Genomic DNA, 13,933 nt, shown 5'->3' with positions numbered 1-13,933 from the left:
CGGGATCCGCGTCTCAGTCAAAACTGGGAATAATGTTGGCCTTGTCGATCATATCGATCGGCAACAGGAACTCATGGTCGTCTACCTGCACCACGACATCCTGCTCTTCTACACCGCGCAGAAGGCCCTGAAAGTTGCGGCGCCCTTCAAAAGGCGAACGCAGCTTGATCTTCACTTGTTCACCGGCAAACTTTGCAAACTGCTCAAGAGTGAACAGTGGGCGCTCCATGCCAGGCGAGGAAACTTCGAGGGTGTATTCAACGGAGATTGGATCTTCAACATCCAGCACACCGCTGATCTGACGGCTGACAATGGCGCAATCGTCCACCAGCACGCCGCCCTCTTTATCGATATAAACGCGCAACATCGAGTGACGACCCTGAGCCGAAAACTCGATACCCCAGCATTCATAGCCCAGGGCCACGACCACCGGGGCCAGCAAGGCCTGCAACTCTTCTAGCTTGCTCGACACCTGAACCCCCTAGTGCATGATATGTGCATGCTTTGCAAAATAAAAAAATGGGCTTAACGCCCATCCTTGAAACGCCGTCGAACAGCGGCGTTGAAAGTGTCCAGCTAACAAAAAGCCCCTTAAAAGGGGCTCCTTAAACTGGTTGCGGGGGCCGGATTTGAACCGACGACCTTCGGGTTATGAGCCCGACGAGCTACCAGACTGCTCCACCCCGCGACAAAGCTGGGGCGGAAGTATACGACCGATCCCTTATTGGGTCAATGTAACCTTCCACCTGCAAGAAAGCCCGCAACAGCGGGCTTTCCTGACTAATTGGTACCGAGAAGGGGACTCGAACCCCTACACCCTATGGGCACAACCACCTCAAGGTTGCGTGTCTACCAATTCCACCACCTCGGCAAAACTACGTTTGAAACTCTTCTTACTTCTGCTCTTGAGCTGGAGGTACGTCAGTCGCTGGAGTAGCCGACTTTTGCTCTTGAAGCACCGGAACATCATCAGAAGCCGGTTGTTGTTGCTTAGGCACTTCCAACACTGCTGGATCTGGTAAACCTGCTTGAGTCAGCTGATGAGCCTTCTCTTTAGCAAAGTAACCTAACCCCAAGCTGGTTATGAAGAAACCGGCGGCAAGTATAGCAGTAAACTTACTAAGAAAGGTAGAGGAACCTTGGCTTCCGAACACAGTATTTGAAGCACCTGCTCCGAAAGACGCGCCAGCGTCCGCACCCTTACCCTGCTGCAGCAAAACCAGAGCAACTACGCCCAATGCACCCAGCAGATGAAAAACGACTACGACTGTTTCCAGCATTTTTTCAGTTTCCCGCGGCGCGACAAATCGCACCGAACTCATCTGCATTCAGGGAAGCTCCACCAATGAGCCCCCCATCGATATCCGGCATGCCGAACAGTTCGACCGCATTGGCCGCCTTCACGCTGCCGCCGTATAGAAGCCGCACACCTCGTGCGACTTCAGAATTCTCTGCCGCCAGCTGCTCGCGAATGGCTTTATGCACATCCTGAGCTTGCTGCGGCGTTGCAGTCAGTCCGGTACCAATAGCCCAGACCGGCTCGTAAGCAATGACTGCCTTGGCAAAGGCACCGACACCCAGCTCCTCGATGATGCTGCCCAGCTGACGCCCGACAACCTCAAGAGTTTTTCCGGCTTCGCGCTGCTCAAGGGTTTCCCCTATACACAACACCGGAGTCAAGCCACATGCCTGTGCCGCTGCGAACTTGCGATTCAGCATTCCGTCTCGCTCGCCCATTATCTGACGGCGTTCGGAGTGCCCGACAAGTACCAGGGAACAACCTGCATCCACCAACTGACTCGGAGCAATTTCACCGGTCAATGCACCTTGCATGGATTCCACCGCAGAGTTCTGCGCGCCGACCGAAATCGACTTGCCTTTCAAGCCATCAATCACTTGATTGATATACAAGCAAGGCGGGAATACCGCGACGTCAACACCGCTTGGCAAGGCCAGATGACGAAGGCCGTTGATCAGCTCAGCGACGCTGGCGCGGGTACCGTGCATCTTCCAGTTACCAGCTACCATAGGGCGACGCATGCTGTACCTCGTCGGTCAAAGTGGGCGCAGATGTTACCCAACACAATCATGGCTTGCAAGCCGTATCAGGCAGAAACTTCAGTTACCAGTTTTGCCAGCTCTTCGGCGTAGTTGCGAACCAGGGTTTCATCCTCGCCTTCGACCATTACGCGCACCAGAGGCTCTGTCCCGGACTTGCGCAAAAGCACGCGACCGCGGCCAGCCATTGCCTGAGTAACACGCGCACTGGCCTCCTTGACAGCCGGGTGTTCCAGCGGGCTTTCGCCACCACCAAAACGCACATTGATCAGAACCTGAGGGCACTTGCGCAAGGCCTGCCGGGTCTGTGCGAGACCTTCATTGCGCGCCTTGAGCGCCATCAGCACTTGCAACGCTGCGATGATCGCGTCGCCGGTGGTGGTGTGATTGAAGCAAACGATATGCCCCGAGTTTTCACCACCGACCAGCCAATTGCGCTCCAGCAGTTCAGCGATCACATAGCGGTCGCCAACATTGGCACGAATGAATGGGATCGAAAGATCGGCAAGGGCCAACTCCAGACCGAGGTTACTCATCAGAGTACCCACCACCCCACCCTGTAATTTGCCACGTTCATGCAGATCGCGGGCAATGATGAACAGCAGTTCATCACCATCAACGATGGCCCCCGTGTGATCGACCATCAAGACCCGATCACCATCGCCGTCAAAAGCGATCCCCAGATCGGCGTGCTCAGCCAGTACCGCTGCCTGCAACTGGTCCATATGGGTCGAGCCGCAGTTTTCGTTGATATTCAGACCATTGGGCTGGGCCGACAGCACGACAACCTCGGCACCGAGCTCGCGGAAAACACTTGGGGCAACTTTATAGGTCGCGCCATGGGCACAATCGATGACAATCTTGAGACCAGAGAAGTTGGTGCCGGTGGGCACACTGCTCTTGCAGAACTCAATGTAGCGACCAGATGCATCGTTGATTCGTGAAACTTTGCCGATCTTGCTCGACTCGACCACGGTCATTGGAGCATCGAGCAACTCTTCGATCATCAACTCCAGTTCATCGGGCAGCTTGGTGCCTTTGCCGGAGAAGAATTTGATGCCGTTATCATCATGCGGATTGTGCGACGCACTAATCACAATACCGGCCTCAGCCTGAAACGTGCGCGCCAGATAAGCGATGGCCGGCGTTGGCATCGGACCAAGCAGCATTACATCAGCACCAGCCGATGTCAGACCGGCTTCAAGAGCCGACTCGAACATATAACCGGAAATTCGCGTGTCCTTGCCGACCAGCACCTTGCAGGCGCCCATCTTGCGGAACGCCATGCCGGCAGCCCAGCCGAGCTTGAGCATGAAGTCAGGAGTAATCGGGTATTCACCGACGCGACCACGAATGCCGTCAGTACCAAAATATTTCTTGCTCATAAGCGCTCCATCATTCTTATTCGGCTGATTCCACGGCCGCGATCATCCGCACAACATCTACCGTTTCCGCTACATCATGGACGCGCAATATACGCGCACCCTTTACCGACGCCAGCGCTGCCAGGGCCAGCCCACCAAAAAGGCGCTCGCCTACCGGACGATTCAAGGCGTGTCCAATCATGCTTTTTCGCGAAACACCGACCAACAACGGTCGACCCAACGCATGCAGGGCTTCCATATGCTTGAACAAGCTTAGATTGTGCTGCAGGGTTTTGGCGAAGCCGAAGCCAGGGTCGAGAATGATTCGCTCGGCAGGAATACCCGCCGAAGCACACACCGACATCCGCTCGGTGAGAAACTCGCCCACCTCAAGAGTGACATCCTGATACTGCGGATTATCCTGCATATCACCTGGCTCACCCAGCATATGCATCAAACACACCGGCAAACCCGTCGCCGCAGCAGCATCCAGCGCGCCATCACGTTGCAACGATCGCACATCATTGATCAAGCCAGCCCCCAGCCGCGCAGTTTCGCGCATCACGGCTGGCGTGGAGGTATCGACCGAAATAATGACATCGAGCTCGCGATTGATCAGCTCCACGATGGGCGCTACACGCTCCAGCTCTTCCAGCGGCGATACCGCCCGCGCACCGGGTCGAGTGGACTCACCGCCAACATCGATCAGCGTCGCACCGGCTGCCACCATGGCTGCAGCGTGGCGCAAGGCCGCGTCGAGCTGGCTGTATTGGCCGCCATCGGAGAAAGAATCAGGAGTTACATTGAGAATACCCATGACATGCGTCTGGGCCAAATCAAGAACCCGGTTGCCGCAAGGCAACCGGGTCAGGGACTGTACAGAAGTCATTTCAAACCTTAAACGTCAGCAGCCGGACCGCCAATCGGTGTTTCCGGACGCTCATCACGAACGACAGGAGGCGGTGGCGTACCAGTGCCGCCCGACCAGTCGCGAGGTTCGCGAGGCGTGCGACCTGCCATGATGTCGTCGATTTGCTCGGCATCGATCGTCTCGTACTTCATCAGAGCGTCAGCCATCGCATCGAGCTTGTCACGGTTATCCGTGAGGATCTGCTTGGCCGTGCCGTAGCACTGGTCAATGATGCTGCGTACTTCGGAGTCGATCAGCTTGGCTGTCTCACCAGAGAAGCTGGCAGCCTGACCGCCACCGCCGCGACCGAGGAATACTTCACCCTCTTCTTCGGCATACATCAACGGACCGAGTTTTTCCGACAGGCCCCACTTGGTCACCATGTTCCGCGCAATCTGGCTGGCACGCATGATGTCGTTAGAGGCGCCGGTAGTCACACCGTCGAAGCCCAGAGTCATTTCTTCCGCAATACGGCCACCGTACAGCGAGCATATCTGACTGATCAGTGCACGCTTGGACAGACTGTAACGATCTTCTTCCGGCAGGAACATGGTCACACCCAGCGCACGACCGCGCGGAATGATCGACACCTTGTACACCGGATCATGCTCAGGCACGACGCGGCCAACGATGGCGTGGCCTGCTTCGTGATAAGCGGTGTTCTGCTTCTCTTTTTCGGACATGACCATCGATTTGCGCTCGGCGCCCATCATGATCTTGTCTTTGGCCAGTTCGAATTCTTTCATTTCAACGATGCGCTTGCCGCTGCGCGCAGCGAACAGCGACGCTTCGTTGACCAGGTTAGCCAGGTCAGCACCGGAGAAGCCTGGAGTACCACGCGCGATAACGGCCGGAGCGACGTCGTCACCCATTGGCACTTTACGCATGTGAACCTTGAGAATCTGCTCGCGACCACGGATATCCGGCAGACCGACGACAACCTGACGGTCGAAACGGCCCGGACGCAGCAGCGCTGGGTCGAGTACGTCTGGACGGTTGGTTGCAGCGATAACAATGATGCCGTCGTTCATTTCGAAGCCGTCCATCTCAACCAGCAACTGGTTGAGAGTCTGCTCACGCTCATCGTGACCGCCACCCATGCCGGCGCCACGATGGCGACCGACGGCGTCGATTTCGTCAATGAAGATAATGCACGGCGCGTGCTTCTTCGCCTGCTCGAACATGTCGCGAACACGGCTGGCACCGACACCGACGAACATTTCGACGAAGTCAGAACCGGAAATAGTGAAGAAAGGCACCTTGGCTTCGCCGGCAATCGCCTTGGCCAGCAAGGTTTTACCGGTACCCGGAGGACCGACCATCAGCACACCGCGAGGAATACGACCGCCCAGGCGCTGGAATTTGCCCGGATCACGGAGGAATTCAACCAACTCGCCCACTTCTTCCTTGGCTTCGTCGCAACCGGCAACGTCAGCCAATGTGGTTTTCACCTGATCTTCGGAGAGCAGGCGTGCCTTGCTCTTGCCAAAGCTCATCGGCCCGCCCTTGCCACCGGCACCGCCCTGCATCTGGCGCATGAAGAACATGAACACCGCGATGATCACCAGGATCGGGAAACTGGCCACCAGAAGCTGGGTCCAGATGCTTTGCTGTTCAGGCTGCTTGCCTTCAACCACAACGTGGTTGTCGACCAGATCGCCAATCAGGCCATTGTCCTGGATTGCCGGACGAATGGTCTTGAAGCTGTCGCCATCGTTGCGCTTGCCGGTGATTACATAGCCATCAACCGCTACGCGCTCGACCTTGCCATCCTTGACCTGCTGGATGAAGTCGGAATAGTTGAGGGTCTGCGGCTCGTTAGGGCTGGAGAAGTTGTTCATCACCGTCACCAGGACAGCCGCGATGATCAACCACAGGATCAGATTCTTTGCCATATCGTTCAATTAACTACCCTCTGAAGCAAGCTCCGCTACTGGCGCGCGCTTCGCATGATATTCACCGGCCTAACTTACTACATTACCTACGACTCTGGCAGGCGCCGTCTGTAACCCTTTGTGAAACACTTTCTACACAATATTCGTTAATGCTAGCCGGGCGAAATACTAAAAACCTATCACCCCGCACAAAAACCTCGTTTTACTCACTACGCCCGCGATAACCCCAAGCCAGCATGTATTGCTCGCGAGAGCTGCCACGAGAGGAGTCCGGCTTGATCATCTGGATCTTGTCGAACTTCTTGCGGGCATCCTTCAGATAAACATCAAAGCCTTCGCCCTGAAAAATCTTGATCACGAAATTGCCACCCGGCTTGAGGATCCGCTCTGCCAGATCAAGTGCCAGCTCGCAAAGGAACATGGCTTTCGGCATATCCACTTCAGGCGTACCACTCATATTGGGGGCCATATCGGAAATCACAAGGTCTACCTGCGAATTACCGACGGCTTCCAGGATCTGCGCGAGCACCGCGTCCTCGGTGAAGTCGCCCTGGATGAAGGTGACGTCAGGGATGCTGTCCATTTCAAGGATGTCCGAAGCGATCAAGCGCCCCTGACCACCGATCAGCCGGCTAGTCACCTGCGACCAGCCACCGGGCGCAGCACCCAGGTCGACAACGCTCATGCCAGGACGGATCAGCTTGTATTTCTCCTGGACTTCCAGAAGCTTGTAACTCGCACGCGAGCGGTAGCCATCCTTCTGCGCTTGCTTCACATAGGGATCGTTGACATGTCGTTTCAGCCAACCAAGGCTTGTCTTGGAACGCGCCATTGGGCACCTCGATGATAAGGGTCGTGATTAATTGGGCGGATCCACGAACCCTCGGGTAAAATGGCCGCCATTTTACAGAATCCAGACGAAAGGGTCAGATTATGCCGCTCACTCCAGAGCAGAAGAAACAGTACAAATCCATTGGCCACCACCTGAAGCCGGTTTTGACGGTGGCTGACAACGGTTTGACTGAAGGTGTTTTAGCCGAACTTGAACGCGCCCTGGCGGATCACGAGCTGATCAAGATCAAGCTCAACATCCTCGATCGCGAGTCGCGCCTGGCGCACATCGCAGAGCTGTGCAAGGTTGGCAAAGCAGACCTGGTACAGGTCATCGGCAAGATGGCACTGGTTTACCGCAAGAACTTCAGCGTCAACAAGCAGCTGTCGAACGTTCATCGCTTCAAGTGATGAAAAGGGTCAAGGGTGTGCTTCGCGCACCCTGCCACTCCATCCCGGCACCGGCTGCATCACCAGCACCAGCCCGGAAAACCCCAGAACCAGATAACTGAACACCTGCCAGCGCTGCGCATCCGGCCAGCCGACACGCACTGCGACATACATCGCACACGCATACAACGCCATCAACAGCACCTGCCCACGAAAATCCCGCCATAGACTGCCAAGGCCCTCGGCCTCTACCAGCACCAAAGCCTGAAAAGCAACGCATGCGGCGGAAAATCCCACCACCAGCACTTCAAATGCACTGGCCACTTCATCGATCAGCAGTGGCGCCAGGCCAATCCTGCCCAGCGCCGGCTGCAAACCGAGATGTATCAGCCATAGACCGCCGACCCAAAGCATCTGGGTCAGCTGCCAAAGCATGGCGCCCGCATGCAGCGGGCGCCTGTTTTCAGATGTGGCGGACTTCGACAATCTCGTACTCGATCACGCCGCTCGGCGTTTTCACGGCGACCACATCGCCCTCTTCCTTGCCGATCAAGGCACGGGCCAAAGGCGAGCCGACCGAAATCTTGCCGAGTTTGAAGTCAGCCTCATCCTCACCCACGATGTGGTAAGTGACGCTTTCATCGGTCTCGACGTTGGCGATTTCGACGGTAGTGCCGAAAATCACCTTGCCGGTATGAGGAATGGTCGTGACGTCGATGATGACCTGATTCTGAATCCGGCCTTCGATGTCACGAATCCGCGCCTCGACCATGCCTTGCTGTTCGCGGGCGGCATGGTATTCAGCGTTTTCCTTCAAGTCACCCAACTCGCGGGCCGTACCGATGTCCTGGCTGAGCTTCGGACGGACGACCTTGGTCAGGTGAGCGTGTTCTTCTTCCAGGGCTTTAGCGCCCTGGACGGTCATTGGGTATTTGATCATGCCTTCAATCCTGCGTGTAGATCCTGCAAGCGGCGCACGGTCTTTTCCGGACCGAACTTCAGCGCTTCACAGATAGCTTCGCCAGCAGCAATGGTGGTGGTGCAATAGATCTTGTGCTGCAAGGCATTACGACGAATGGAGTACGAATCAGCGATCGACTGACGACCTTCGGTGGTGTTGATGATCAGGGTGACTTCGTCATTCTTGATCATATCGACCACGTGCGGACGACCCTCGGTCACCTTGTTCACACGGCGCACTTTCAGGCCTGCGGCTTCGATCAGCTTGGCAGTACCGGCAGTAGCAACCACTTCGAAGCCCAAGTTGATCAGATCACGGGCAACGCCTGCAACCAGCGGCTTGTCGTCGTCACGCACGCTGATGAAAGCAGTACCGCCAGTTGGCAGCACTTCGCTGGCGCCCATCTGGGCTTTGGCGAATGCTTCACCAAAGGTGTCGCCGACGCCCATCACTTCACCGGTCGACTTCATTTCTGGGCCGAGGATCGGGTCAACGCCAGGGAATTTGGCGAACGGGAACACCGCCTCTTTCACGCTGTAGAAGTTCGGGATGATTTCTTTGGTGAAGCCGATTTCTTTCAGGGTCTTACCGGCCATCACGCGGGCAGCGATCATGGCCAGGGAAACACCGATGCACTTCGACACGAACGGTACGGTACGCGAAGCACGCGGGTTGACTTCGATGACGTAGATGTCTTCGCCTTGCAGCGCCAACTGCACGTTCATCAGGCCGACAACGCCCAGTTCCAGGGCCATTTTCTTGACCTGTTCGCGCATCTCGTCCTGGATGTGCGCCGGCAGCGAGTACGGCGGCAGCGAGCACGCGGAGTCACCGGAGTGAACGCCAGCCTGTTCGATGTGCTGCATGATCGCGCCGATCACCACGTCTTTGCCGTCGCAGACCGCATCCACGTCCATTTCGATGGCGCAGTTGAGGAAGTGGTCGAGCAGCACTGGGCTGTCGTTGGACACTTGCACCGCGTCACGCAGGTAACGCTTGAGTTCGTCTTCCTTGTAAACGATCTCCATCGCGCGGCCGCCCAGTACATAGGACGGGCGCACTACCAGCGGATAACCGATTTTCGCGGCAGCACGAACAGCTTCGTCTTCGCTGCGCACGGTGGCGTTTGGCGGCTGACGCAGGTTCAGACGCTCAACCATTTGCTGGAAGCGCTCACGGTCTTCAGCACGGTCGATGGCGTCCGGGCTGGTGCCGATGATCGGCACGCCAGCGGCTTCCAGAGCACGGGCCAGTTTCAGCGGAGTCTGGCCGCCGTACTGGACGATCACACCTTTCGGCTTCTCGACACGGCAGATTTCCAGCACGTCTTCCAGGGTTACCGGCTCGAAGTACAGACGGTCGGAAGTGTCGTAGTCGGTGGAAACGGTTTCCGGGTTGCAGTTGACCATGATGGTTTCGTAGCCGTCTTCGCGCAGAGCGAGGGCGGCGTGAACGCAGCAGTAGTCGAACTCGATACCCTGGCCGATACGGTTCGGACCGCCACCCAGAATCATGATCTTGTCGCGGCCCGACGGCGCGGCTTCGCACTCTTCTTCGTACGTCGAGTAGAGGTATGCGGTGTCGGTGGCGAACTCGGCGGCGCAGGTGTCAACGCGCTTGTAGACCGGGAACACTTCCAGCTTCTGACGGTGCGTACGCAGGTTTTTCTCGGTCACGCCCAACAGTTTGGCCAGACGCTGATCGGAGAAGCCTTTGCGCTTGAGCTTGAACATCAGGTCGCGGTCGATAGCGGACAGACCAAGGGTCTTGACCTTCTCTTCTTCCTTGATCAGATCTTCGATCTGCACCAGGAACCACGGATCGATCATGTTCATGCCGAAGATGTCTTCGACTGTCAGGCCGGCGCGGAAAGCGTCCGCCACGTACCAGATACGCTCGGCGCCCGGCACGGTCAGTTCGCGCTTGAGCACGCTCATGCTTTCCGGGTTGCTCAGGTCGAGCTTCTCGTCCAGACCGCAAACGCCCACTTCCAGACCGCGCAGAGCTTTCTGCAGGGATTCCTGGAAGGTACGGCCGATGGCCATGACTTCACCGACCGACTTCATCTGAGTGGTCAGGCGTGCGTCAGCCTTGGCGAATTTCTCGAAGGCAAAGCGTGGCAACTTGGTGACGACGTAGTCGATCGATGGTTCGAAGGACGCCGGGGTCTTGCCGCCGGTGATGTCGTTCGACAGTTCGTCGAGGGTGTAGCCCACAGCCAGTTTGGCCGCGACTTTGGCGATCGGGAAACCGGTGGCTTTCGAGGCCAGTGCCGAGGAACGCGATACACGCGGGTTCATTTCGATCACGACCATGCGGCCAGTGTTCGGGCAGATACCGAATTGAACGTTGGAACCGCCAGTCTCGACGCCGATCTCGCGCAGTACCGCCAGGGAGGCGTTACGCAGGATCTGGTATTCCTTGTCAGTCAGGGTTTGCGCTGGAGCCACGGTGATCGAGTCACCGGTGTGCACGCCCATCGGGTCGAAGTTTTCGATCGAGCAGACGATGATGCAGTTGTCCTTTTTGTCGCGGACAACTTCCATCTCATATTCTTTCCAGCCGATCAGCGATTCGTCGATCAGCAGCTCTTTGGTCGGCGACAGGTCCAGACCACGGGCGCAGATTTCTTCGAACTCTTCACGATTGTACGCGATACCGCCACCGGTGCCGCCCATGGTGAAGGACGGACGGATGATGCACGGGAAGCCCAGGGTTTCGAGAACCGCGTTAGCCTCTTCCATGCTGTGGGCGATACCGGAACGCGGGCACGCCAGGCCGATGGACTTCATCGCCTTGTCGAAACGCGAACGGTCTTCAGCCTTGTCGATGGTGTCGGCGTTGGCGCCGATCATTTCTACGCCGAACTTCTCCAGAACGCCTTCGCGCTCCAGGTCCAGGGCGCAGTTCAGAGCCGTCTGGCCGCCCATGGTTGGCAGTACCGCGTCCGGACGCTCTTTCTCGATGATCTTGGCAACGGTCTGCCACTTGATCGGCTCGATGTAGGTCGCGTCGGCCATGTCCGGGTCGGTCATGATGGTGGCCGGGTTGGAGTTCACCAGGATGACGCGGTAACCCTCTTCGCGCAGGGCTTTACAGGCCTGGGCGCCGGAGTAGTCGAATTCGCAGGCCTGGCCGATAACGATCGGGCCAGCGCCGAGAATCAGGATGCTTTTAATGTCTGTACGTTTTGGCATGGGTTTGTCACTCAAATCCGCAGGTCAGTCGGCAAGCCGTCTTGATCGATTTCTGAAGTCTCGAGGGGGCCACCGGTGTCGGGGCCGCCCTCGAGGGGCTTCTCTCTACAGTCTCAAGGCGAACGCTTAGCGTCGCTTGGCCATCTCGTTGATGAAGCGGTCGAACAGTGGCGCGACATCGTTCGGGCCCGGGCTCGCTTCAGGGTGACCCTGGAAGCTGAAAGCGCTCTTGTCGGTGCGCTCGATGCCTTGCAGGGTGCCGTCGAACAGCGATTTGTGGATCGCACGCACGTTGGCTGGCAGGGTTTCTTCGTCGACCGCGAAGCCGTGGTTCTGACTGGTGATCATCACCACGCCAGTGTCCAGATCCTGCACCGGGTGGTTGGCACCGTGGTGGCCGTGGCCCATTTTCAGGGTCTTGGCGCCGGAGGCCAGTGCCAGCAGTTGGTGACCGAGGCAGATGCCGAATACCGGGATTTCGGTTTCCAGCACTTCCTTGATCGCCTTGATCGCGTAGTCGCATGGCTCCGGATCACCAGGGCCGTTGGACAGGAACACGCCGTCCGGCTTCAGTGCCAGCACATCAGCGGCTGGGGTCTGGGCAGGCACCACGGTAACGCGGCAGCCGCGCTCGACCAGCATGCGCAGGATGTTGACCTTGACGCCGTAGTCGTAGGCAACCACGTGGTAAGGCAGCTCGGAGGCTTCGATGGTCGCGTGGCTGTCGGTTTTCAGGTCCCAGACAGTCGAGCGCCACTCGTATTGAGTCTTGGTGCTGACGACTTTCGCCAGATCCATGCCTTTCAGGCCCGGGAAGCCTTGCGCAGCGGCGATGGCCGCTTCTTCGGAGATGTTGTCGCCGGCCATGATGCAGCCGTTCTGTGCGCCTTTTTCACGAAGGATGCGGGTCAGGCGACGGGTGTCGATACCGGCGATTGCCACAACATTGTTGGCTTTCAGGTAGTCGGACAGGGACATCGTGTTACGCCAGTTGCTCGCTACCAGCGGCAGGTCACGGATGACCAGGCCAGCGGACCAGACGCGATCGGACTCGGCGTCTTCCGGCGTGGTGCCGGTGTTGCCGATGTGCGGGTAAGTCAGGGTAACGATCTGTTGGGCGTAGGAAGGATCGGTAAGGATTTCCTGATAGCCGGTCATTGCGGTGTTGAACACCACCTCACCAACGGTTTGACCGTCGGCACCAATGGCTTCGCCGCGAAAAATGCTGCCATCAGCAAGGGCAAGTATGGCTGGCTTAGTCAAGAAGACCTCCCGTAAATAACGCATGAAAGGGCGATCGCAGGTTGTAAAAAAGCGGAGTGACGTATGGACACGTCACCCCGCTTCTTCACTGAATTATTCTGCGCGCTTTTAGTGGACACACTAAAGCTGTAGCTTACAGAAAAAGGCTTTTTTGGTCCACCGCTAAAGAGCCGAAAAGGCCGGAGAATGCGACAGGTCGTCGCCAAGCGGAGAAAAACCAGCGCAAACAGGGCGTCTGCGCCGGGTTCAGCAGTGTATCAACGCAGGTCGAGCACGTCTTGCATGTCGTACAGACCCGGCTCGCGACCGTCCAGCCACAACGCGGCACGCACCGCGCCCTTGGCGAACGTCATGCGGCTCGACGCCTTGTGCGTGATCTCCAGACGTTCACCTTCGCAGGCGAACAGCACCGTGTGATCGCCGACCACATCACCGCCGCGCACGGTGGCAAAACCGATAGTTTCACGCTCGCGTGCGCCGGTATGACCCTCGCGACCGTAGACCGCGACTTTCTGCAAATCACGCTCGAGCGCACTGGCGATCACCTCACCCATGCGCAATGCCGTACCCGAAGGCGCATCGATCTTGTGCCGGTGATGCGCCTCGATGATTTCGATATCCGCCTCATCACCCAGCACGCGCGCCGCCATATCGAGCAGTTTCAGCGACAGATTGACGCCGACACTGAAATTGGCCGCGAACACGATCGGGATATCCTTGCCCGCCTCGACCAGCAACTGCTTTTGCGTCGCGTCCAGCCCGGTGGTGCCGATGACCATGGCCTTGCCGGCCTTGCGGCAGAACGCGAGGTTTTTCAGCATCACTTCCGGCAGGGTGAAGTCGATCAATACATCGAACTCTTCAGCCACGGCTTCGATATGCCCGGACAGCGGCACGCCGATACGACCCAGCGAGGCCAGCTCACCGGCATCGACGCCGATCAGCGTGCTGCCGGGACGAACCACGGCCGCAGTCAAACCGGTCAGCGGCGCGCGCTGCTGCACGGCTTCGACCAGAATCTTGCCCATGCGCCCAGCAGCGCCCATCACAGCTATACGTCGCAT

At 57.7% G+C, this 13,933-nt stretch carries 13 protein-coding genes and 2 tRNA genes; 1 reads left to right on the top strand and 14 read right to left on the bottom strand.

What is annotated here, in order from left to right:
• Positions 1-13: 13 nt before the first annotated feature.
• From rimP to rlmE, 9 genes are all read right to left on the bottom strand, one after another.
• Positions 14-472: a ribosome maturation factor RimP gene (gene rimP, locus ACW9IR_RS04020; protein WP_007915250.1), complete on the bottom strand. Its 459-nt coding sequence runs from the start codon at positions 470-472 to the stop codon at positions 14-16.
• Between the two features lie 139 nt (positions 473-611).
• A tRNA-Met gene (locus ACW9IR_RS04015) sits at positions 612-688 on the bottom strand.
• A 97-nt stretch (positions 689-785) separates the two neighbouring features.
• Positions 786-871, bottom strand: a tRNA-Leu gene (locus ACW9IR_RS04010).
• Between the two features lie 22 nt (positions 872-893).
• Positions 894-1,280, bottom strand: a complete 387-nt coding sequence (gene secG / locus ACW9IR_RS04005) for a preprotein translocase subunit SecG (protein ID WP_027610782.1) — start codon at positions 1,278-1,280, stop codon at positions 894-896.
• A gap of 4 nt (positions 1,281-1,284) precedes the next feature.
• The gene (tpiA, locus tag ACW9IR_RS04000; protein WP_457461778.1) at positions 1,285-2,040 is read right to left on the bottom strand and encodes a triose-phosphate isomerase; all 756 of its coding nucleotides are present in this window, start codon (positions 2,038-2,040) and stop codon (positions 1,285-1,287) included.
• A gap of 65 nt (positions 2,041-2,105) precedes the next feature.
• Positions 2,106-3,443, bottom strand: coding sequence for a phosphoglucosamine mutase (glmM, locus tag ACW9IR_RS03995; RefSeq protein ID WP_095119529.1), 1,338 nt, complete (start codon positions 3,441-3,443; stop codon positions 2,106-2,108).
• 16 nt (positions 3,444-3,459) lie between these two features.
• On the bottom strand, positions 3,460-4,311 hold the full coding sequence (folP, locus tag ACW9IR_RS03990) for a dihydropteroate synthase (RefSeq protein WP_457461776.1): 852 nt from the start codon (positions 4,309-4,311) through the stop codon (positions 3,460-3,462).
• 8 nt (positions 4,312-4,319) lie between these two features.
• Positions 4,320-6,227 (bottom strand): ATP-dependent zinc metalloprotease FtsH, encoded by a 1,908-nt coding sequence (gene ftsH / locus ACW9IR_RS03985; RefSeq protein ID WP_016986501.1) that lies wholly within the window; start codon positions 6,225-6,227, stop codon positions 4,320-4,322.
• A gap of 202 nt (positions 6,228-6,429) precedes the next feature.
• Entirely contained in the window at positions 6,430-7,059 is a 630-nt protein-coding gene (gene rlmE / locus ACW9IR_RS03980; protein ID WP_008088328.1) for a 23S rRNA (uridine(2552)-2'-O)-methyltransferase RlmE, read from the bottom strand.
• A gap of 101 nt (positions 7,060-7,160) precedes the next feature.
• On the opposite strand from rlmE, the gene ACW9IR_RS03975 reads away from it, so the two are divergent.
• Positions 7,161-7,469 (top strand): YhbY family RNA-binding protein, encoded by a 309-nt coding sequence (locus ACW9IR_RS03975; RefSeq protein WP_003221534.1) that lies wholly within the window; start codon positions 7,161-7,163, stop codon positions 7,467-7,469.
• Between the two features lie 9 nt (positions 7,470-7,478).
• On the opposite strand, the gene ACW9IR_RS03970 is transcribed toward ACW9IR_RS03975, so the two are convergent.
• From ACW9IR_RS03970 to dapB, 5 genes are all read right to left on the bottom strand, one after another.
• Positions 7,479-7,883 (bottom strand): MFS transporter, encoded by a 405-nt coding sequence (locus tag ACW9IR_RS03970; protein ID WP_457461773.1) that lies wholly within the window; start codon positions 7,881-7,883, stop codon positions 7,479-7,481.
• 28 nt (positions 7,884-7,911) lie between these two features.
• Positions 7,912-8,388, bottom strand: coding sequence for a transcription elongation factor GreA (gene greA, locus ACW9IR_RS03965; RefSeq protein ID WP_003221530.1), 477 nt, complete (start codon positions 8,386-8,388; stop codon positions 7,912-7,914).
• Positions 8,385-11,606, bottom strand: coding sequence for a carbamoyl-phosphate synthase large subunit (carB, locus tag ACW9IR_RS03960; RefSeq protein WP_110718999.1), 3,222 nt, complete (start codon positions 11,604-11,606; stop codon positions 8,385-8,387). The genes greA and carB overlap by 4 nt, the downstream gene beginning before the upstream one ends.
• A 126-nt stretch (positions 11,607-11,732) precedes the next feature.
• Positions 11,733-12,869 (bottom strand): glutamine-hydrolyzing carbamoyl-phosphate synthase small subunit, encoded by a 1,137-nt coding sequence (gene carA, locus ACW9IR_RS03955; protein ID WP_007953761.1) that lies wholly within the window; start codon positions 12,867-12,869, stop codon positions 11,733-11,735.
• A 257-nt stretch (positions 12,870-13,126) separates the two neighbouring features.
• Positions 13,127-13,933 (bottom strand): 4-hydroxy-tetrahydrodipicolinate reductase, encoded by an 807-nt coding sequence (gene dapB / locus ACW9IR_RS03950; RefSeq protein ID WP_102900730.1) that lies wholly within the window; start codon positions 13,931-13,933, stop codon positions 13,127-13,129.

The organism is Pseudomonas sp. SDT291_1_S447 (assembly GCF_054070155.1).
This window is presented reverse-complemented; position numbering and strand designations above follow the sequence as displayed.